20 protein-coding genes are annotated in these 20,711 nt (G+C 70.3%); 17 read left to right on the top strand and 3 right to left on the bottom strand.

Annotation, left to right across the window (positions count from 1 at the left end; translation table 11 throughout):
• Nucleotides 1–138 precede the first annotated feature (138 nt).
• Nucleotides 139–1,572, top strand: coding sequence for an FAD-linked oxidase C-terminal domain-containing protein (locus tag FV226_RS04250; protein ID WP_147761939.1), 1,434 nt, complete (start codon nucleotides 139–141; stop codon nucleotides 1,570–1,572).
• Nucleotides 1,573–1,720: 148 nt separating this feature from the next.
• Nucleotides 1,721–4,501: a PAS domain-containing protein gene (locus FV226_RS04245; RefSeq protein ID WP_147761938.1), complete on the top strand. Its 2,781-nt coding sequence runs from the start codon at nucleotides 1,721–1,723 to the stop codon at nucleotides 4,499–4,501.
• A 13-nt stretch (nucleotides 4,502–4,514) separates the two neighbouring features.
• On the opposite strand, the gene FV226_RS04240 is transcribed toward FV226_RS04245, so the two are convergent.
• Nucleotides 4,515–5,921, bottom strand: coding sequence for a TAXI family TRAP transporter solute-binding subunit (locus FV226_RS04240; RefSeq protein WP_187273603.1), 1,407 nt, complete (start codon nucleotides 5,919–5,921; stop codon nucleotides 4,515–4,517).
• 107 nt (nucleotides 5,922–6,028) lie between these two features.
• Here FV226_RS04240 and FV226_RS04235 point away from each other — a divergent pair, with 107 nt between their 5' ends.
• The 4 genes from FV226_RS04235 to FV226_RS04220 all read left to right on the top strand — a co-directional run bounded on the left by FV226_RS04235 (nucleotide 6,029) and on the right by FV226_RS04220 (nucleotide 9,946).
• Nucleotides 6,029–6,619, top strand: coding sequence for a RecX family transcriptional regulator (locus FV226_RS04235; protein WP_246691489.1), 591 nt, complete (start codon nucleotides 6,029–6,031; stop codon nucleotides 6,617–6,619).
• A 96-nt stretch (nucleotides 6,620–6,715) separates the two neighbouring features.
• Nucleotides 6,716–7,147, top strand: a complete 432-nt coding sequence (locus FV226_RS04230; RefSeq protein ID WP_147751666.1) for an OsmC family protein — start codon at nucleotides 6,716–6,718, stop codon at nucleotides 7,145–7,147.
• Nucleotides 7,148–7,262: 115 nt separating this feature from the next.
• Entirely contained in the window at nucleotides 7,263–8,474 is a 1,212-nt protein-coding gene (locus FV226_RS04225) for a putative DNA modification/repair radical SAM protein (protein WP_147761935.1), read from the top strand.
• Nucleotides 8,474–9,946: a UdgX family uracil-DNA binding protein gene (locus FV226_RS04220; protein ID WP_147761934.1), complete on the top strand. Its 1,473-nt coding sequence runs from the start codon at nucleotides 8,474–8,476 to the stop codon at nucleotides 9,944–9,946. The genes FV226_RS04225 and FV226_RS04220 overlap by 1 nt, the downstream gene beginning before the upstream one ends.
• Nucleotides 9,947–10,003: 57 nt before the next feature.
• Here FV226_RS04220 and ftrA read toward each other — a convergent pair whose 3' ends face one another.
• A complete protein-coding gene (gene ftrA, locus FV226_RS04215; RefSeq protein ID WP_147761933.1) occupies nucleotides 10,004–11,116 on the bottom strand; it encodes a transcriptional regulator FtrA in 1,113 nt (370 codons plus the stop codon).
• On the opposite strand from ftrA, the gene FV226_RS04210 reads away from it, so the two are divergent.
• Together FV226_RS04210 and FV226_RS04205 are read left to right on the top strand one after the other, a co-directional pair.
• Nucleotides 11,115–11,519, top strand: a complete 405-nt coding sequence (locus FV226_RS04210; protein ID WP_147761932.1) for a rhodanese-like domain-containing protein — start codon at nucleotides 11,115–11,117, stop codon at nucleotides 11,517–11,519. The genes ftrA and FV226_RS04210 overlap by 2 nt on opposite strands.
• On the top strand, nucleotides 11,516–11,965 hold the full coding sequence (locus FV226_RS04205) for a GNAT family N-acetyltransferase (RefSeq protein WP_147761931.1): 450 nt from the start codon (nucleotides 11,516–11,518) through the stop codon (nucleotides 11,963–11,965). The genes FV226_RS04210 and FV226_RS04205 overlap by 4 nt, the downstream gene beginning before the upstream one ends.
• 120 nt (nucleotides 11,966–12,085) lie before the next feature.
• Here the strand turns inward: FV226_RS04205 and ybaL are convergent, their stop codons facing one another.
• A complete protein-coding gene (gene ybaL / locus FV226_RS04200; RefSeq protein WP_147761930.1) occupies nucleotides 12,086–13,936 on the bottom strand; it encodes a YbaL family putative K(+) efflux transporter in 1,851 nt (616 codons plus the stop codon).
• 182 nt (nucleotides 13,937–14,118) lie between these two features.
• On the opposite strand from ybaL, the gene dapB reads away from it, so the two are divergent.
• The 9 genes from dapB to FV226_RS04155 all read left to right on the top strand — a co-directional run bounded on the left by dapB (nucleotide 14,119) and on the right by FV226_RS04155 (nucleotide 20,675).
• Nucleotides 14,119–14,916 carry a 4-hydroxy-tetrahydrodipicolinate reductase gene (dapB, locus tag FV226_RS04195; RefSeq protein ID WP_147761929.1) on the top strand — a complete coding sequence of 266 codons (798 nt, stop codon included), beginning with the start codon at nucleotides 14,119–14,121 and terminating at the stop codon, nucleotides 14,914–14,916.
• Nucleotides 14,917–15,036: 120 nt separating this feature from the next.
• Nucleotides 15,037–15,672, top strand: coding sequence for a 2,3-bisphosphoglycerate-dependent phosphoglycerate mutase (locus FV226_RS04190; protein WP_147751674.1), 636 nt, complete (start codon nucleotides 15,037–15,039; stop codon nucleotides 15,670–15,672).
• Between the two features lie 10 nt (nucleotides 15,673–15,682).
• Entirely contained in the window at nucleotides 15,683–16,333 is a 651-nt protein-coding gene (locus FV226_RS04185; RefSeq protein ID WP_147761928.1) for an alpha-ketoglutarate-dependent dioxygenase AlkB, read from the top strand.
• The gene (locus FV226_RS04180) at nucleotides 16,330–17,256 is read left to right on the top strand and encodes a DUF817 domain-containing protein (protein ID WP_187278701.1); all 927 of its coding nucleotides are present in this window, start codon (nucleotides 16,330–16,332) and stop codon (nucleotides 17,254–17,256) included. The genes FV226_RS04185 and FV226_RS04180 overlap by 4 nt, the downstream gene beginning before the upstream one ends.
• The gene (locus tag FV226_RS04175; protein WP_147761926.1) at nucleotides 17,250–17,669 is read left to right on the top strand and encodes a DUF2809 domain-containing protein; all 420 of its coding nucleotides are present in this window, start codon (nucleotides 17,250–17,252) and stop codon (nucleotides 17,667–17,669) included. Before FV226_RS04180 ends, FV226_RS04175 begins: the two co-directional genes overlap by 7 nt.
• Before the next feature lie 98 nt (nucleotides 17,670–17,767).
• On the top strand, nucleotides 17,768–18,727 hold the full coding sequence (locus tag FV226_RS04170) for a hypothetical protein (RefSeq protein ID WP_147761925.1): 960 nt from the start codon (nucleotides 17,768–17,770) through the stop codon (nucleotides 18,725–18,727).
• Between the two features lie 109 nt (nucleotides 18,728–18,836).
• Nucleotides 18,837–19,991: a YihY/virulence factor BrkB family protein gene (locus tag FV226_RS04165; RefSeq protein ID WP_147761924.1), complete on the top strand. Its 1,155-nt coding sequence runs from the start codon at nucleotides 18,837–18,839 to the stop codon at nucleotides 19,989–19,991.
• Nucleotides 19,992–20,032: 41 nt separating this feature from the next.
• A complete protein-coding gene (locus tag FV226_RS04160) occupies nucleotides 20,033–20,329 on the top strand; it encodes a nucleotidyltransferase domain-containing protein (RefSeq protein WP_147761923.1) in 297 nt (98 codons plus the stop codon).
• Entirely contained in the window at nucleotides 20,310–20,675 is a 366-nt protein-coding gene (locus FV226_RS04155) for a HepT-like ribonuclease domain-containing protein (RefSeq protein WP_147761922.1), read from the top strand. The genes FV226_RS04160 and FV226_RS04155 overlap by 20 nt, the downstream gene beginning before the upstream one ends.
• Nucleotides 20,676–20,711 lie beyond the last annotated feature (36 nt).

Raw genomic sequence — 20,711 nt, 5'->3', positions numbered from 1 at the left:
CTCGCCCATGTTGGGCTAGACTGCCCACCAACAGGTCCCCGCGTCGCCGTCCGACACCTTTACCGCCCGCGCCTGACCGTGGGCTGAAGGATCGCCGGCGTCGCTTAGGGGACTTCGAGAATTTCGGAGGCCCACGCCATGTCCATCCGCTTCCCCGAGCCCGATGCCGGCGTCGTCGCGCGCCGCGACGCGATCGTGGCGGGCCTTCGGCCGCTGGTCGGCCCCGAGGCCCTGGTCACCACGGAGGACGAGCGCCGCGCCTTCGAGACCGACGGGCTCACCGCCTACCGCAAGATGCCGCTGGCGGTGGTGCTGCCCTCGACCACGGCCGAGGTCTCGGCGGTGATGGCCTATTGCCACGAGCACGGCGTCCGCGTCGTGCCGCGGGGTGCCGGCACGTCGCTGGCCGGCGGCGCGATCGCTCAGGAGGATGCGATCATCCTCGGCGTCGGCAAGATGACCCAGGTGCTCGACCTCGATTTCCAGAACCGCGTCGCCCGCGTCCAGAGCGGGATCACCAACCTCGCGATCTCGGGCGCGGTCAGCCACGAAGGCTTCTTCTACGCGCCCGACCCGTCGAGCCAGCTCGCCTGCACCATCGCCGGCAACATCGCGATGAACTCGGGCGGGGCGCACTGCCTTAAGTACGGCGTGACCACCAACAACCTGATCGGCGTGACGCTGGTGATGAACGACGGTACGGTGGTCGAGATCGGCGGCAACCACCTCGAATCCGGCGGCTACGACCTGCTTGGTTTGATCTGCGGCTCGGAAGGACAGCTCGGCATCGTCACAGAGGCGACCGTGCGGATCCTGCGCGCGGCCGAGGGCGCGCGGCCCGCGCTCGTCGGCTTTTCCTCGGTCGAGGATGCCGGCGCCTGCACTGCGGCGATCATCGCCGCCGGCATCATTCCGGTGGCCATCGAGTACATGGACCGCGAGGCGATCCTGATCACCGAGGACTTCGCGCAGGCCGGCTACCCGCGCGACGCCGAGGCGATGCTGATCATCGAGGTCGAGGGCTCGGACGCCGAGTGCGAGGCGATGCTCGCCCGCATCGTCGCGATCGCGCAGGATTTCCGCCCGACCAGCATCCGGGTCTCGAAGTCCGAGGCCGAATCCGCCGCGATTTGGAAGGGCCGCAAGTCGGCTTTTGGGGCTACGGGGCGCATCTCCGATTACATCTGCATGGACGGCACGATACCGACGGGCCAGCTCTCGGTGGTGCTGGAGCGGATCGGCGCGATCTGCAGGGCGCAGGGCCTGCGCGTCGCCAACGTGTTCCATGCCGGCGACGGCAACTTGCATCCGCTCATCCTGTTCGACATCAACAAGCATGGTGAATTGCAGAAGGCCGAGGCCGCGGGCGACGAGATCCTCAAGCTCTGCGTCGAGGTCGGCGGATGCCTCACCGGCGAGCACGGAGTCGGCATCGAGAAGCGCGAGCTGATGCGCTTCCAGTACACCCAGGCCGACCTGGAGCAGCAGATGCGGGTGCGCAACGTCTTCGACCCGCACTGGATGATGAACCCGGCGAAGGTCTTCCCGCTCGAAGGCCGGGTCGCAGCCTGAGGACGGCCCACGCCGCGTTGACACCCACGGGACTTGCCGACATCCCTGCTGCGATGTCTCGGACCGACGCTTCGCACGTTCTCGCCCGCCCGGAGCGCCGCCTCGGCCGGACTCCGGAGCGCACCCGGACCGTGCCTGGTCCGGCACGATGACGTCCGCCCACGAGGACCCGAAGTTCCGCTTCCTCGCCGAGGGCGGCGAGACCGGCCGCGAGATCCTGGCCAAGGATTGGCGCGGTTCGTCGCTCGGCCCGCTCGCGGGCTGGCCGGTGGCCCTGCGCACCACGCTCGCGACGATGCTGGCCTGCCCGGTGGCGATGTTCCTGGCCTGGGGGCCGGACCTCCTCAGCTTCTACAACGACCCCTACCGCGAGGTGCTGGGCGACCGCGTGGCGCGGACGCTCGGGACCCGGTTCCCGGAGTTGTGGGCGGACCTGTGGCAGGACATCGGCCCACTCTGCGACCGGGCGCTTTCGGGCGAGAGCGTGTCGGTGCACGACCTGCCCCTGACGATGTACCGCCAGGGCCGGCCCGAGCAGACCTGGTGGACGTTCTCGTACTCGCCGGTCCACGACGATTCCGGCGCGATCGCAGGGATGATCTGCATCACCCGGGAGACCACGGCGCAGGTCCTCGCCGAGCGGGCACGGGAGGAGAGCCGGAACCGACTCGAGCTCGCGCTCTCGGCCGGCGACGGCATCGGCACCTGGGATTGGGACGTCGCGGCCGACCGCGTCACGGCGGATGCCCGGTTCGCGCGGCTCTACGGCGTCGACCCGGACCGGGCTGCCGCCGGGGCGCCGATCGCCGCGTTCTTCGGCGGCATCCATCCCGACGACCTGCCCGGCATGCAGGAGCGGATTGCCACGGCGATGCGGACGGGCGGCGAGTTCTCGGCCGAGTACCGCCTGATCCACGAGGACGGCGTCCGCTGGGTCGCGGCGCAAGGCCAGTGCGTGCTCGATGCCGAAGGCCGGCCCGGACGGTTCCCGGGGGTGACCTTCGACATCACCGAGCGCCGCACCGCCGAGGAGGCGCTTCGCGCGGCCGCGCAGGAGCTGCGCCTGGTGGCGGACGCGCTTCCGAGCCTGATCGCCTTCATCGACCCGACCCTCACCTACCGCTTCGCGAACGCCGCCTACGAGACCTGGTTCTCGCGCCCGCTCTCGGACGTGATCGGCCGCACCGTCCGCGACCTGATCGACGAGGACGGCTTCGCGCGACGCCAGCCCGCCTTCGCCGCCGCGCTCGCTGGCGAAGAGATCCGCTTCGAGATGCCGTGGCCGCACGCGGACGGGCGCGAGCGCGTCGCCGACATCCGCTACATCCCGCGCCGGGATCGCGACGGCGCCGTCGACGGCTTCTACGCCTTCGTGCAGGACGTCACCGACCGGACGCGGATCGAGGCGGCGCTGACGCGAGAGGTCGAATCGCGCACCCGCGAGCGCAACCGGCTGTGGGAGACCACGACCGACCTGATGGGCACCGCCGGGCTCGACGGCTACCTCAAGGCGGTCAACCCGGCCTGGACGCGGGCGCTCGGCTGGAGCCAGGACGAACTCCTCGCCGAGCCGTTCGCCGCGATCATCGACACGGACGACCACGCCGAGACCGCCGAGATCCTCGCGCGGCTCGCCCGCGGCGAGACCGTCGACGGCTTCGTCGACCACGTGATCCGCAAGGACGGCGAACGCCTGACCGTGTCGTGGAACGCGGTGCCGGAGGGCGACCTGTTCTACATCGTCGGCCGCGACATCACCGAGCAGCGCGCGGTCGAGGAGCTGCTGCGCCAGGCGCAGAAGATGGAGGCGGTGGGCCAGCTCACCGGCGGCATCGCGCACGACTTCAACAACCTGCTCACCGGCATCGTCGGCTCCCTCGACCTGATGCAGACGCGGATCAAGCAGGGCCGCACCGAGCAGATCGGCAAGTACGCCACCGCCGCCCTGTCCTCCGCGAACCGCGCCGCCGCGCTGACGCACCGCCTGCTGGCCTTCGCACGCCGCCAGCCGCTCGAGCCGAAGCCCACCGACGCCAACGGCCTGATCGCCGGCATGGAGGACATGCTGCGCCGGACGCTGACGGAGCAGGTCAACCTGGAGATCGTCACCGCCGGCGGCCTCTGGCTCACGCTCTGCGACCCGCACCAGCTCGAGAACGCGCTGCTCAACCTCGCCATCAACGCCCGCGACGCGATGCCGGACGGCGGCCACCTCGTGGTCGAGACCTGCAACACGCACCTCGACCGCGCCTACGCGCGCGTGCACCCGGAGGTGGAGCCGGGCCAGTACATCTGCGTCTGCGTCACCGACACCGGCACCGGCATGCCCCCGGACGTGGTCGCCAAGGCCTTCGACCCGTTCTTCACCACGAAGCCCCTGGGCCAGGGCACCGGCCTCGGCCTGTCGATGATCTACGGCTTCGCCAAGCAGTCGGAGGGGCACGCCAAGATCTACTCGGAGGTGGGGTCCGGCACGACGATCAAGATCTACCTGCCGCGCTACCGCGGCGAGGCGGCGGCCGAGGGGACCGGCCCCGGGATCGCCGCGGCCTTGCGCGCCGAGCGCGGCGAGACGGTGCTCGTGGTCGAGGACGACCCGGTGGTGCGCGACCTCATCGTCGAGGTGCTGGCCGAGCTCGGCTACGCCGCGCTCGAGGCGTCCGACGGTCCGACGGGCCTGCGCATGGTGGAATCGCGGGCGCGGATCGACCTGATGGTCAGCGACGTCGGCCTGCCCGGCCTCAACGGACGCCAGCTCGCCGACCGCGCCCGGCTGGTGCGGCCGGGCCTGAAGGTGCTGTTCATCACCGGCTACGCCGAGAACGCGATCTTCGGCAACGGCGGCCTCGATCCGGGCATGCAGATGATCACCAAGCCGTTCCCGGTCGAGGTTTTGGCGAGCCGCATCCGCGAGATCATCGAGGGGTAGGGCCGGACGCGACCTATTCCGCGGCGGACAGGTTGAGGGCGAGCGAGCGGGCGGCGCGGGTACGGCCGCCGGGGCGCGGCTCGCCCGCGGCGGAGAGCGCGCGGCGGCCGTCGTTGATCGCGGCGTGGACGCCGTCCACCGCCAGGATCAGGGCGCTGACCGTGCGCGCGTCGATCGAGCGCTCGCGGGCGTAGCGCACCACGTCGGCGACGAGGTCGTCGACCTCGATCGCCAGGGCGTCGAGCTCGGCCATCGTCGGCGCGGCGCGAACCTCGCGCATCACGTCGAGCAGGCGGTCGAGTACGATGTCGACCCGCTCGCGGCGCTTGCGCGCGAGGCGCTGGCCGAGCCACGCGACGGCGGAGCCGATCGTGCCGCCGAAGAAAGCCAGCAGGTAGATGTAGTCCTCGTAGCGGTCGAGGAACGTCTGCTGCTCGCGCTCGAAATAATCCACCGCGCCTGGATGGTTCGGCAGCCGCGCCGAGGTGGCGGCGACGGTGGTGTCGAAGTCGGGCGCCTTCATCAGCTTGGCGATCGGCGCGGTCGCGGCGAGCCGCGAGCGCCATTCGAACAGGTGTTGCGTCGCCGACGCGACGGCGACGCGGCTGACGGTGCCCCGCGCCATCAGGCGATAGGAGGCGCCGACGGTCTTGACCTCCTCGGCCGGCCGCTTCGGGCGGCCGCCGAAGGTGCCGGCCGGAATCGTGACGGATTGCAGCTCGGGGTAGCGCTGCAGGATCGCATCCCCGTCGGGCACCGAGACGAGGCCGACCTTCTTGTCGGGCAGGCCGACCTCGACGGCGTGTACCATGGCGCCAGCGGCCTTCGAGGTCGGGCTCGCGATGATCGCCACCGCGTCCACCCGCTTGTCGGCGATGGCGGCGGTGACCTCGGACGGCTTCAGGGTCACCAGCGCGACCTGCCCCAGAGGGACTTCCTCGCCGTCCGGTAAGTCGGCGGCTGCGGGGACGAAGTCGTAGAAGGTCAGCATGTTGGTGATGAACGGGATGTCGGCGCTGTGCCGCACGACGATGCCGAGGCGTTTGCGCGCCAGCGCCGGGAATTCGTCGATCTCGCCCGACTCCGACGCCGCGACGACAAGGGCCTCGTCGTGGAGGATCGCCAGCGTCAGGCCGTTCTCGGGCAGCAGCACGTCCGGCCGCACCACGGCGAGGTCCGCCTTGTTGGCCTGGAGCGCGGCCGCGCTGTCCCGCACGTCGGCGTAGCGCACCACCTTCAGGCGTACGTCCTCGCGGGCGCGCGACAGGGCGTTCGCGTAGGCCTCGATCAGCGCGGCCTCGGGGCCGTCCTGCGGCCCGACGGCGACGGTGAGCGTGGTCGGCCGAGACAGGTAGACCACGGCCGCCGCCGTGGCGGCGAGCCCGAGGGCGAGCAGCACGAGGAGCCACTCGCGTCTCAACAGGATGGCCGATGCTGCGGGGAGGAGACCATGACCGATCCTGCCGCGTTGCCTGCGTTCCATGGCTGATCCATGGAACGCAAACCTGTCCGGATCGTGAAGAACACGTGAAACGCGCAACCGTTGCAGAACCCGGGGCGAACCGCGCGGCGCGGCCGACGCCCCCCGTCACCGCGACCTATGTCGAGCGGGCGGCGCTGCATTACCTGGAGCGCTACAGCGCCTCGGTGGAGATGCTGCGCCGGACGCTCCGGCGCCGGGTCGAGAAGCGCGCCCGCGCCCGCGGCGAGGATGCGAGCGCGTTCTTCGAAATGATCGAGGCGACGGTGGCACGCGCGGTCTCGGCCGGCCTCGTCGACGACGCCCGCTTCGCCACGGCGCGGCTGGCGACGTTGCGCCGTCGCGGCACCTCGTCCCGCGGCGCCTCGGCCAAGCTCTCGGCCAAGGGCCTGTCGCGCGACGCAGTGGAGAACGCGATGGAGGCCGAACGTAAAGCCGTGCCGGAGGCGGACGCCGCCGCGATCGAGGAGAAGGCCGCCTTCGCCTACGCCAAGCGCCGGCGGCTCGGGCCGTTCCGTCGTCCCGACATCCGCGCGCTCCACCGCGACCGCGACCTCGGAGCGCTGGCGCGCGCCGGCTTCGGCTACGATCTCGCGCGCCGCACCGTCGACGCCGAGGAGGTGCCCGACGGGCCTTGAGCCTGGAACTCGCCGGAAACTGCGCCACTTGGCCGAGGGTCGACGGTGCCGTCGCGCGCCGTCCGTGCGCGCAGCCGCGAATTCTGGAGAGCTTCGATGATCAACCGCAAGGCGCACGCTGTCTGGAAGGGCAACGGCAAGGAAGGCAAGGGCACGATCACGACCCAGTCCGGCGTGCTTTCCGACCAGCCCTACGGCTTCAACACGCGCTTCGAGGACAAGCCCGGCACCAACCCGGAAGAGCTGATCGCGGCGGCCCATTCCGGCTGCTTCACGATGGCGCTCGCGTTCCAGCTGCAAGAAGCCGGCCTGGCGGCCACCGAGATGAGCACCGAGGCGGTGGTGACGCTCGAGAAGGACGGCGCCGGCTTCAAGGTGACGAAGTCGGCCCTCACGCTGACCGCTTCGATCCCCGGCATCGACCAGGCGAAGTTCGACGAGCTGGCGCACGCCGCCGAAATAGGCTGCCCGATCTCGAAGGTCCTCGACTGCGAGATCACCTTGAAGGCCACCCTCAAGCAGGGCTGACCGACGTTTCCGGACGCCGCGCCCCGCGACGACGCCGCGGGGTGCGGCATCGCCACAGGGGCGCAACGCCCTCCGGCACCTTGTCCTTGCGACCCCCGGGTTCCTAATTTGTTCGATGGATGAAGCTCTCGCCAAGAAACTGCGCATCCTCGCCGATGCCGCCAAGTACGACGCCTCGTGCTCGTCGTCGGGTGCGCCGAAGCGCAAGGCGGGCAAGGACGAGCTCGGCTCGACCACCGGCTCCGGGATCTGCCACGCCTACACCCCGGACGGGCGCTGCATCTCGCTCCTGAAGATCCTGCTGACGAACTACTGCCTGTTCGACTGCGCCTACTGCATCAATCGCCGTTCCTCGAACGTGCAGCGGGCGCGCTTCTCGGTGCAGGAGGTCGTGACGCTGACGGTGGAGTTCTACAAGCGCAACTACATCGAGGGGCTGTTCCTCTCGTCGGGCATCATCAAGTCGCCCGACTACACGATGGAGCTGCTGACGCGGGTGGCGAAGTCGCTGCGGTGCGACCACGGGTTTCGCGGCTACATCCACCTCAAGTCCATCCCCGAGGCGAGCCCTTGGCTGATCGAGGAGGCCGGGCTCTACGCCGACCGCCTCTCGATCAACGTCGAGCTGCCGACGGAGGCGAGCCTTCAGACGCTCGCCCCGGAGAAGGACGGCGCCACGATCCTCAATGCGATGGCGCAGGTCGCCGAGCGCATCGTCGAGGCCAAGGCCGAGCGGCGGCGGTTCTCGCCGGCCGGACAGTCGACGCAGGTGATCGTCGGTGCGGACGCGACCACCGACGAGGCGTTGATCCGCAAGAGCGCGCACCTCTACGGCAGCGTCGGGCTCAAGCGCGTCTACTACTCGGCCTTCAGCCCGATCCCGGAGGGCTCGGGCATCCTGCCGCTGAAGGCGCCTCCGCTCCAGCGCGAGCACCGCCTGTACCAGGCCGACTGGCTGATCCGGTACTACGACTTCTCCGCAGACGACGTGGCGGACGCCGCCGACGACGGCATGTTCTCCCTCGACATCGACCCGAAGCTCGCCTGGGCGCTGAAGAACCGCCACCGCTTCCCGGTGGACGTGAACACCGGCGACCGGGAGATGCTGCTGCGCGTGCCGGGACTCGGCGCGCGGGCGGTCGACAAGATCATCAAGGCCCGCCGGCACACGCGCCTGCGCCTCGACGACGTGGCGCGCCTGTCCTCCGCCCTGAAGCGCGCCCGCCCGTTCCTGATCGCCGCCGACTACACGCCGGGCGGGCTCACCGATCGCCTGGACCTGCGCAGCCGGCTGGTGGAGCCGGCCCAGCAGCTGAGCCTGTTCTGATGGACGCGCCGGACCTGTTCCCTCCCCCTGAAGCGGTGGAGGGTGGGTCTCGCACGATCCACTTGCGCCCCGGCGCGGATCTCGACGGCTTCCGCGCGGCCCTGCGCCGGCTCGTCGCCGACGACGTGCCGCCCGATCGCGTGACGTGGTCGGCCGGCGACGCGCCCGGCCTGTTCGGGTCGTCGCCGGGCGCGGAGCCCGACGCGCCGCCGGTGGCGCTGCCGAAGCCGGTGGCCGGGCTGATCCCCATGGTGGTGCCCCACCGCGACCGCGAGCGCTACGCCCTGCTCCACGCCCTCGTCTGGCGCGTCCGCCACGGCGAGCGCCACCTGCCGGAGGTGGCGAGCGATCCGCTGGTCCACCGCCTCGGCGGCATGCGCAAGGCGATCGCCCGCGACCTGCACAAGATGCACGCGTTCCTCCGCTTCCGCCGGATCGAGACCGCGGCGGGCGAACGGTTCGTCGCCTGGTTCGAGCCCGACAACCACATCCTGAAGGCGGCGGCGCCGTTCTTCGTCGACCGCTTCCGATCGATGGACTGGACCATCCTGACGCCGGACGGCTCGGCGCATTGGGACCGCGCGACGCTCGCCTTCGGTCCGCCCGGCGACAAGGCCCAGCTGCCCGAGGGCGACGGCTTCGAGGCCGGATGGCGCGACTACTACGAGAGCACGTTCAATCCGGCCCGCACCAACCTGAAGGCGATGCGGGCGGAGATGCCGAAGAAGTACTGGCACAACATGCCCGAGACCGCCGCCATCCCCGGCCTCGTCCGCGCGGCCGCGTCCCGGACCACCCAGATGATCGAAAGGGCCCCGCAGATGACGATCAAGCGCGATCCGGCCAAGGCCGTGGCGGCGATGTCCGACCAGGCGCCCAAAACCCTCGACGCGCTGAACGCCATCATCAAGCGCTCCGAGCCCCTGGTGCCGGGCGCGACGCAGGCGGTGCTCGGCGAGGGCCGGGTCGGCTCGACCATCGCCTTCGTCGGCGAGCAGCCGGGCGACCAGGAGGACCGGCAGGGCCGCCCCTTCGTCGGGCCGGCGGGCCAGTTGCTGTCGCGGGCGATGGCCGAGGCCGGGATCGACCGCGAAGCGAGCTACCTCACGAACGCGGTCAAGCACTTCAAGTTCGAAGAGCGCGGCAAGCGCCGCATCCACCAGAAGCCGACGGCGGGCGAGGTCAGCCACTACCGCTGGTGGCTCGACCGCGAGCTCGACTTCGTCGCCCCGAAGCTCGTGGTGGCGCTCGGCGCGACCGCGGTGCTGGCGCTCACCGGCAAGTCAATCCCGATCACCCGCGCGCGCGGGCCGTTCCGCTTCGAGCGCCTGGAGGACCGCTTCCAGGGCTTCATCACCGTCCACCCCTCCTACCTGCTGCGCCTGCCCGACGAGGCGAAGGAAGAAGCCTACGCGACGTTCGTCGGCGACCTTCGGCGGGTGGCCGAGCTGGGGCGCGAGCTGGCAGGGTGAACGCCGACGGTCAAGATTTCGTCCGCCTCCGCCGGGTCGGCTTCCCACCGAAGTCGATCACTGTGAACACGACGCAGGATGTTCGCAGGCCGAAGGGACAGACACGTCACCTCGTGCCGACTCCGGACGGCTGAAACGTGTCCGGAACTCGCCGGGGCTGATGCCGATGCGTTTGCGGAAATGGTGCCGTAGCGTGTCGGCCCCGCCCAGGCCGACGAAGACCGCGATCTCGTCGACGCTCAGACGGCCTGCGGCGAGCAGGCGCTTGGCCTCCTCGATCCGTTCGGCCGCGAGCCACTCGCCCGGCGGTGCCCCCGTCGCCTCGGTGAAGCGCCTCATGAACGTGCGCAGGCTCATGCGGCACGCCTCGGCCATGCGGGTCAGCGGCCACGGCGCACCGAGTTCGGCCCTCATTCGGTCGATCAGGGGCGCCACCTCGTTCTGCCGGCGCACCGGCACTGGCCGCTCCAGGAACTGCGCCTGACCGCCGGTACGGTGGGCGGGCATCACGAGGCGCCGTGCGACGGAGTTCGCAGCTTCTGGCCCGTAATCCTGACGCACGATCTCGATCAGGAGGTCGAGCCCTGCCGCACTCCCGGCCGAAGTGAAGACCCGCCCGTAGGATCGATACAGGGAGGAGCGGTCAACCGCGACCTTGGGGTGGGCATCGCGCAGCGCCTTGGCGTAGCGCCAGTGCGTCGTCGCCGTCCCGCCGTCGAGAAGCCCGGTCGCTGCGAGCACGAACGCACCCGAGCAGATGGAAACCAACCGCGCTCCGCGCTCATGTGCTTCACGAAGGCGGTGGCAGAGATCCTCGGGGACCGCTTCGTCGCTCTCCTTCCAGCCGGGGACTACGATGATGTCCGCGCAGTCGATCAGCTCGATGCCGTGGTCCGGCGTCAGGGTGAAGCCCCCGTGCGCCCGCAACGGCCCACCCTCCACTGCGCAACTGGCAAATCGATACCAAGCCTCGCCCATCTCCGGCCGGGGCAGGCCGAACACCTCGGCCACGATCCCGAACTCGAAGGTACACAGGCCATCGTAGAGAAGCGCGACGGCGAGGGGTCCGGTAGTGTTTGGCACGATCTTCACGATGCCTGTCGTTTCGGCCAATTGCAAACCGAGCTTTGCGAGCCCGACATGGTGCCGTCCATCAAGAAGGATCACCATGCCCACCGCAGTCACCGCCGTTTCACCTGCCCCGAGCCACCTCGCCCGCGAGCGCTTCGCCGCCGAGTTCGCGTTTGAGACCGACTGTTGGGACGTGCATGACGCCCTGGCGCGCGGGGCGGATTTCGTGCTGCTCGACGTGCGCAGTCCCGCCCTGTTCGCTGCCGGTCACGTTCCCGGCGCGATCAACCTCCCGCACGGCAAAATCGTGCGCTCCAAGCTCGAACGTTGGCCCGAGGGCACGGTGTTCGTGACTTACTGCGCCGGTCCGCACTGTAACGGCGCCGCCAGGGGAGCGTTGCGGCTCGCGGAACTCGGGCGCCCGGTCAAGATCATGGCGGGCGGCATCACCGGCTGGCTCGACGAGGGCTTCGACTTGGCGCGGTCTGAGGCCACGGCGTGAGCGCTCACTTTCGGAAAGCGGCTGCGTCCGACGCGACATCCATCCTCGAAATGGTTCGGGCGCATGCCGCATTCGAGCGCGGGACGGCATCCCTGTCGCTCGACGACCTGAAAGCGATCCTGTCGACGGACAGCCTGCCGACCCACCTGCTCGTAGCGGATATGGGCAACGCGCTGGTCGGTTACGCGGCGGTCACGTTCGATTTTTCGCTCTGGCGAGGGCGCACCTACGGCCATCTCGACTGCTTGTTCGTCGCGGCGAGTGCGCGCGGGCGGGGCATCGGCAGGCAACTTTTCGACGCGGTGGCGAAGCTCGCGCAGGTCGAGGGCGTCGATCGTCTCGAATGGCAGACGCCGGTCTGGAACAGGGAAGCCATCCGTTTCTACCTCCGAACCGGGGCGCTCAGCGCAAAGAAGGAACGGTTCGCGATCCCGCTGCGGTGTTGACGAGTGTACCATCGGGAAGGTGCTCGGAACCAACAGCCGCAAACCCATCCAGCGCTGACGGTCGGCCCGGGAACGGAATACCCGCCTCCCATCCGACCGAGTGATCGGACGGGCACCGCCTCACCCCGCCGGCTCCTCCTTGTGCGGCCTCAGTTCCGGTGCCTGCTCGATCTCGGCCTCAGTCGGGGCCTCCGCGCGGCTGTCGGCGCGGCTGGCGTCGACGTAGAGGCGGGCCTCGCCTTCCGTGAGGCCGAGGCTGCGGAGCGCGTAAAAGGTCATGCCGAAGGCGAGCTCGCGCTCGGCCATCAGCACCAGCCCGACCTTCTCCTCCTCCATCCGGCGGCGCTCGGCGTCGCTGTGGGTGCGGATCAGGGTGTCGATGCGCGGGTTTGCCTCGCGGGCGATCTCGACCAGGCGCCGGGCGTTGTGCGAATCCGGCGTCGCGATCACGAGGAGGCGCGCCTGGGCGATGTCGGCCGCGGCCAGGATGCCCGGCGCGAGCGCGTCGCCGAACACCACTTCGAGGCCCGACGCGCGCAGGTCGAGCACCCGGCGGCGGTCGCGGTCCACCACCACGAAGGGCAGGTCCCAGGCGTCGAGCGCCTTGCCGATCCCGCTGCCGACCCGGCCGTAGCCGACGACGATCGCGTGGCCGCGATGGGCCTTGGCCGGCTCCGAGACCGCGATGGCGTCGGCGCCGCGCCGCTCGAAGCGGCGGGCAAGGGCGGGCCGGTCGGCGAGGTAGCGCTCGACCCGGGCTGCAGCCGCGAAGAACAGCGGGTTCAGGGTGATCGAGAGCAGCGCGCCGCCGAGGATGAGGTCGCGCCCCTCCTCCGGCAGTAGCTTCAGCGAGAGGCCGAGGCCGACGAGGATGAAGGAGAACTCGCCGATCTGCGCCAGGCTCGCGGCGATGGTGAGCGCCGTGCCGACCGGATGCTTGAACGCCAACACGATCGCCACCGCGGCGATCGACTTGCCGAGCAGGATCACCCCGAGCACCGCCAGCACCGAGAGCGGCTCGCGCACGAGGATGCCGGGGTCGAACAGCATGCCGACCGAGACGAAGAACAGCACCGCGAAGGCGTCCTGCAGCGGCAGGGAATCGGCCGCCGCCTGATGGCTGAGGTCGGATTCGGCGAGCACCATGCCGGCGAAGAAGGCGCCCAGCGCGAAGGACACCCCGAACAGCTCCGCCGAGCCGAAGGCGATGCCGAGCGCCAGCGCGAGCACCGCGAGGGTGAACAGCTCGCGCGAGCCGGTGCGCGCCGCCTGGTCGAGGAGCCACGGCACCGCGCGGCGGCCGGCCACCAGCATCAGGGTGGTGAACAGGCCGACCTTGGCCAGCGTCAACCCGAGGGTGAGCCAGATGCTGTCGCCGAGATGGCCGGAGAGCCAATGCGCCAGCGAGTTGCCGGTGGCGTGGTCGCCGCCGGCGGCGCTGCCGCCGAGCGAGGGCGCCAGCGCCGGCAGCAGCACCAGCGCGAGGACCATCGCGAGGTCCTCGACGATGAGCCAGCCCACCGCGATGCGGCCCTTGTCGCTGTCGAGGAGGTTGCGCTCCTCCAGCGCCCGCAGCAGCACCACCGTGCTCGCCACCGACAGGGCGAGGCCAAACACGAGCCCGGCCCCGAGGCCCCAGCCCCAGGCGAGCGCCAGGCCGCCGCCCATGGCGGTGGCGACCACGATCTGCACCACGGCGCCCGGCAGCGCGATGGTGCGCACCGCCATCAGGTCCTTGATCGAGAAGTGCAGGCCGACGCCGAACATCAGCAGGATCACGCCGATCTCGGCGAGTTGGCCCGCGAGCTTCTGGTCTCCGACGAAGCCCGGCGTGAACGGGCCGATGGCGATGCCGGCCACGAGGTAGCCGACCAGCGGCGGCAGCCGCAGCCTCTGCGCCAGCATGCCGAAGACGAAGGCGATCACGAGGCCCAGGGCGATGATGGCGATCAACTCGGTCGCATGCGGCACGGGGCGGTCGTCTCCTGGATTCGGCGTCGGACGCGGGTGTCGCATCGGCCTAGCGGAATCGTGCGACGAATTCCGTAAGCGCTGCAGCCGAATGGTGTTCCAGCGCACAGGCGCGGCCGGGTTGGCAGGCCGACGTCGACCCTATACCCCCGTGCTCGACGGATCGAAGGACGGCGAAGACGATGCGGCTGGTGGTGGTGGGCGCCGACGGGCGCATGGGCAAGATGCTGATCCGCGCGGTGGCGGAAGCGGAGGGCTGCACGCTCTCGGCCGCGATCGAGCGCGAAGAGTCGGACGCGATCGGCCACGATGCCGGGACGCTGGCCGGCCTCCACCCGCTCGGCGTGCCCGTCACCGACGACCCGCTGACCGCCTTCGCCGCCAGCGACGGCGTGCTCGACTTCACCGTGCCGGCGGCGACCGTAATGTTCTCCGAGCTCGCGGCGCAGGCCCGCATCGTCCACGTCGTCGGCACGACCGGCCTGTCGGAGGACGACCTCGCCAAGCTACGCGCCGCCGCCTACCACGCCCGCATCGTGCGCTCCGGCAACATGTCCCTCGGGGTCAACCTGCTCGCCGCGCTGGTGAAGCGGGTCGCCGCGGCGCTGGGGCCCGAGTTCGACATCGAGATCGCCGAGATGCACCACCGCATGAAGGTGGACGCGCCCTCGGGCACCGCGCTGCTGCTCGGGGAGGCCGCCGCGGCCGGGCGTGGCGTCGACCTCGCCGACGTGCGCGTCTCGACCCGCGACGGCCATACCGGCGCGCGGAAACCCGGCGACATCGGCTTCGCGACGCTCCGCGGCGGCAGCGTCGTCGGCGACCATTCGGTGATCTTCGCCGGCGCCGGCGAACGCATCACCCTCTCGCACCACGCCGAGGACCGCAGCCTGTTCGCCGCCGGCGCGGTGAAGGCGGCGCTTTGGGCGCATCCGAAGCCGCCGGCCCTGTACAGCATGACAGACGTGCTCGGCCTGTAAGCCTCAGGCTGGCGGACAGTTGGGGGCGGGTCTCCGGCCTGCGCTTGGGGCCTCGGCCCGCCTCTGGTAGGAGCCGCACCGACAAGCCCGACCGGGCGCTTCCAGAAAGACCGGACACCGATGGACCGCCTGCTCGTCCTCGCTCGCCACGGCCAGAGCGAGTGGAACCTCAAGAACCTCTTCACCGGCTGGCGCAACCCGGACCTGACCGAGCGCGGCGTCGACGAGGCGCACAAGGCCGGGCGCTGGCTGAAGAGCGAGGGCTACGGCTTCGACGTGGCGTTCACCTCGAACCTCGGGCGGGCGCAGCGCACCTGCAAGCTGATGCTCGGCGAGATGGGGCTTTCCGACATCGAGACGATCCGCTCGGAGGCCCTGAACGAGCGCGATTACGGCGACCTCTCCGGCCTCAACAAGGAGGACGCCAAGGCGCGCTGGGGGGCCGAACAGGTTCACCAGTGGCGCCGCTCCTACGACATCCCGCCGCCCGGCGGCGAAAGCCTGAAGGACACCGCGGCCCGGGTGCTGCCCTACTACATCGAGACGATCCTGCCCCGCGTGATGGCCGGCGACCGGGTGCTCGTCGCCGCCCACGGCAACTCGCTGCGCGCCCTCGTGATGGTGCTCGACCGCCTGAACACCACGACGATCGCCGGCCTGGAGATCGCCACCGGCGTGCCGCTGGTCTACCGCCTCAAGGCCGACACCACCGTCGCCTCGAAGGCGGTGCTGGAGCGCGACATCGACGACGCGTGACGCGCGCGCCATGGCGGTCGAACTCGCCCCGGGCCTGATCCACCATCCCGGCTGGCTCGATCGGGCCGGCCGGCGGCGGCTCGCCGACGAGATCGCGGCCGTGCTGGCCTTGGCGCCGCCGTTCACGCCGCGGATGCCGAAGACGGGAAAGCCGTTCTCGGTGCGGATGTCGAACGCCGGCCCGCTCGGCTGGGTCTCGGACATCGCCGGCTACCGCTACCAGCCGGACCACCCGGAGACCGGCGCGCCCTGGCCGGCGATGCCCGCGACAGTGCGCGCGGCCTGGGATGCGCTCGCGGCGGGCTTTCCGGCACCGGAAGCCTGCCTGATCAACCTCTACGCGCCCGGCACCCGCATGGGCCTGCACCAGGATCGCGACGAGGCCGACCTGTCGGCGCCCGTGGTCTCGCTGTCGCTCGGCGCCGCGGCGGTGTTCCGCTACGGCGGCCTGCGGCGGTCCGACCCGACCCGCTCGATCCGGCTGATAGCGGGCGACGCCCTGGTGATCGGCGGCGCCTCCCGCCTGATCCACCACGGCGTCGACCGGATCATCGCGGGCGGCGACCTGCTGTCGGAGGCGGAGGACCCGCTCCCTGACTTCCTTCCGCCGGGCGGCCGCTGCAATCTGACCCTGCGGCGCGTGACGGGCTCGGCCCCGTGAGCGATCGCGAGGACACGCGCGCGAGCGCCGCCGCGCGGTGGCCGCCGATCGCCCGCTTCGTCCGCGCCGAGGCGGCGCTCGGCGCGCGCGCCGCCGCCCGAGGCCCGCTCGCGGCCGGCCTCTACGAGTTCCTGCGCTTCGGCGTGAAGCAGGGCTGGGCCTGCCTGTTCGGCGCGCTGATGCTCGGCCTGCTGATCGCGACCCACTTCGCCTACCCGGCGCACGCGCCGCTGGCGCGCTATGATTTCCTCTTCCTCGCCGCGGTGGCAATCCAGGCGGCCATGCTGGCGGGCGGGCTCGAGACGCGGGACGAGGCCGTCGTGATCCTCGCCTTCCACGTTGTCGGGACGGTGATGGAGATCCACAAGACCGCGATCGGCAGCTGGATCTACCCGGAGCCCTCGCTGTTCCGGATCGGCGGCGTGCCGCTCTTCACCGGCTTCATGTACGCCGCCGTCGGCAGCTATCTCGCTCGCGTCTGGCGCCTGTTCGACTTCCGCTTCACCCGGCATCCGAGCCTCGTCGCCCTGAGCCTGCTCTCGGTCGCGATCTACGCCAACTTCCTGCTCAACGACCGCTTCCCGGACGTCCGCATCGGGCTGATCGCCGCCGCCGCGCTCCTGTTCGGGCGCACCACCATCCGCTTCAAGGTCTGGCGCGTGCATCGCGCGATGCCGCTGCCCCTCGGGCTCGTGCTGGTGTCGCTGTTCATCTGGTTCGCGGAGAACATCGGCACCGCCACCGGCACGTGGCTCTACCCGGGGCAGAGGATTGCCTGGAGCATGGTGCCGCTGTCCAAGCTGGCCTCCTGGGCGCTGCTGATGATTTTGTCCTACACCCTCGTCGCCTGGGTGAACGGGATCGCCGGGCCGGACGGCGAGCCGATCGACGACGGCGCGATCGTCCCGTCGCACGCATGCTGATCCGCCTGCGCTTCCTCGGGCTCGCCGCATGCGCGATCCTGGCGGGCCTCGTTCTCAGGCTGGTGCCGTGGGGTCTGCCGCTGACGGCGCATCACGTCGGCGGCGGCCTGCTTTGGGGCGCGATGCTCTACGGTCTCGTCGCGGCCGGACGCCCACCGGGCTGGAGCCGCACGGCCGCCGTCGCCGTCGCGATCGTTGTCGGATGCGGCATCGAACTGCTGCGCCTCCACCGAGATCCGGCGCTCGACGCGTTCCGGGCGACGCTGGCCGGGCAGCTCCTCCTCGGGCGCCTCTTCTCGCCCTGGAACATGCTGACCTATGCCGCCGGCATCCTCGCCGCCGCCGTGGCGACGCGGCGCATGACCTGGACCGCGCATCGGGGCCGGCGCTCCGTTGCTCGGCAAGACGGCTAGACGAGACGTGTAAACGCGCCCGCTTGACAGAGCCCGGCCGCGGGCCGACCCATCGCAGCCGGTCCGGCACCGTCCCGGATCGTGGAGATCCTGGTTCGATGCGTCTGCGCCACCGTCTGTCCACCCTCGCGCTGCTCGCCCTGGTGCTCGGTTTCCAAGCGGGGCCGGCCTCGGCCGCCGAGCCGGTCTACCCGGCGGGCTCGCGCTTCGGCTTCGAGCCGCCCTCGGACATGTCGCCCTCGCGCCGCTTCGCCGGCTTCGAGCGCAAGGAAGGCGGGGCGACGCTCTCGGTGGTCGAGCTGCCGGCCACCGCCTTCGCCGACCTCGTGCAGACCTTCACCGACGCGAACCTGAAGAGTCAGGGCTTCTCCGTCGAGACGCGTGAGCCGGTGAAGATCGGCGAGGCCGAGGGCATGCTGTTCACCGGCTCGCAGCCGGGCGAGCCGGGCGGCAGCACGCCGACGATCCGCAAGTGGCTGCTTTTGGTGGGCGATGCGACCGTCACCGGCCTGATCATCGGCCAAGCGGTTCCCGACGCCGAGACCGAGAAGACCATGCGCAGCCTCGTCACCGGCGTGACGATCCGCCCGGCCCTGACGCTGGAGCAGCAGGTCGACGCCCTGCCCTTCCGCGTCGGCGACCCGGCGGGCTTCCGCCCCTTGCGCGTGCTGGCCGGCAACTCGGTGCTGATGACTCAAGGGCCGAAGGACCAGATGACCAACCTGGAGCAGCCGATCCTGGTGCTCGCCCAGGCGGTGCAGCAGCCGCCGACGGCCGAGCAGCGCGACGGCTTCGCCAAGGCGGCCCTGTATTCGAACCAGACCATGAAGGATTTCGTGATCGAGCGCTCGCAGAGCTACCGCTCGAACGGCGTCGACTGGCACGAGATCGTGGCGCGGGCGACCGACCTGCCGACCAACACGCCGGTCGTCGTCTCCCAGACGATCCGTTTCGCGCCGGACGGATACCTGCGCGCGCTCGGCGTGGTGCGCCAGGACCAGCGCGAGGGCACGCTCGCCAAATTTCGTGAGGTCGTGGACAGTGTTCAGGTGAAATAAAACCCGCGCCCTTGAGAATTCGTCCGTCCCCGGGGGAAACACTCCTCACGACCACCGGTTGTCGTCGCGACGCGCCGTCCCCTGGACGGCCATCGCTACGGGATGTTGGATGACGGATCGAGACTTCGGCGCGGGGACGCAGGACGACCGCCAGTCCGCGGTTTGGACGCTGGCGCTGGCCGCGACCCTCGTCGGCATCGCGGTCCTGCCCCGGCGGCGCGGCGGTGACCGGGCCGAGGCCAGATCCGAGACCGGTTCGGACGGGCCGCGTGCAGAGGCCCCGTCGCATGCCGGCGGCGAGGCCAAGGCGGTGGCGCGGACCGAGGCGGATCGCGGCCGCCAGGCGCGCAGCCCGTCCGAGATCCCGGGCAGCGGCTGGAAGGATGTCGGGCTGCGGGTGTTCCGCGACCTCAAGGAGAACCGCCTGGTCTCGGTCGCGGCCGGCGTCACCTTCTACGTGCTGCTGGCGATCTTCCCGGCGGTGGCGGCTTTAGTGTCCTGCTACGGCCTGTTCGCCGACGTCGCCACGATCAACGACCACCTCGCCAGCCTCCAGGGGGTGATGCCGTCCGGCGCCATCGACATCGTCGGCGAGCAGGTGAAGCGGATCGCGGCCAAAGGCGACACCACCCTCGGGATCACCTTCTTCACCGGCATCCTGCTCTCGGTCTGGAGCGCCAACGGCGGCATGAAGGCGATCTTCGACGCGCTCAACATCGTCTACGAGGAGCGCGAGACGCGGAACTTCGTCTGGCTCAACCTGCGCTCGCTCGCCTTCACCGGAGGCGCGCTGCTGTTCATCATCCTCGCCCTCGGCGCGATCGTGGTGCTGCCGGTGGTGTTCAACACCGTCGGGCTCTCGGGCGATGCGTGGTACCTCGCCCTCCTACGCTGGCCGGCGTTGTTCGTCGCCGTGCTCGGGGGCCTCGCGCTGCTCTACCGCTACGGGCCATGTCGGGATGCGCCGCGCTGGCGCTGGGTGACCTGGGGCAGCGCGCTCGCCGCCTTCGCGTGGCTCGCCGGCTCGCTCGGCTTCTCTTGGTACGTGGCGAACTTCGGCAAGTACAACGACACCTACGGTTCGCTCGGCGCCGTGATCGGTTTCATGACCTGGATCTGGATCTCGACCGTGATCGTCCTGCTCGGCGCGGAGGTGAACGCCGAGATGGAGCACCAGACCGTGCACGACACCACGGTCGGCGCACCGCAGCCGCTCGGCACGCGGCGGGCGAAGATGGCGGATACGGTCGGGGTTGCGACCTGAGGGTTGTTTAATTCGCCGCGATTCAGGGATAGATACGTCCCATGGATCGCGACACCGCCATCGGTATCCTTCGGGCGAACGAGAACGCCCTACAGCGCCTCGGCGTCCGCCATGCCGCCCTGTTCGGCTCCATCGCCCGAGGTGAAGGTCATGCGGACAGCGATCTCGACGTGCTGATCGAGATCGAAGCTGAGGCGGTGCGCGACGTCTTCAACTATGTCGGAATTTGCCGGGCAATCGGGAGCTTGTTTTCGGTCCCCGTCGATGTCGCCAATCGCGAAACGTTGAAGCCTCACATCCTCTCGCGAGCCGAACGCGATGCCATCCGTGCTTTCTGAGCGCGAATCCGACGCCTGCGTCGACATCCTCGACGACGCTCAGGCCGCCCGCAACTTCATCGACGGCATGTCCTTCGAAGCCTTCGCCGCCGACCTGCGGACGAGCTACGCAGTGATCCGTTGCATCCAGATCGTCTCCGAGGCGAGCCGGCGCCGAGGCGCCGCATTCAAGGCCCTGCATCCGCACATTCCCTGGCAGGACATCGCAGATACGGGCAACTTTTACCGCCACGCCTATCACCGCGTCGCGCTGGACATCGTGTGGAAGACCGTCCACCAGCCGCTGACGGAGATTGCCGTGGTCTGCCGCGCCGAACTCAAGGCCGATCGGTCTTCGCCGGCCTGATTCATCTCCCTCCCATTCTTCGAGACACCCGCGCGC

This window comes from Methylobacterium sp. WL12, from assembly GCF_008039475.1.
GTDB classification, from domain to species: Bacteria; Pseudomonadota; Alphaproteobacteria; order Rhizobiales; family Beijerinckiaceae; genus Methylobacterium; species Methylobacterium cerastii.
The sequence above is the reverse complement of the archived record's forward strand: the minus strand, read 5'-3'. Positions and strand labels throughout refer to the sequence as shown.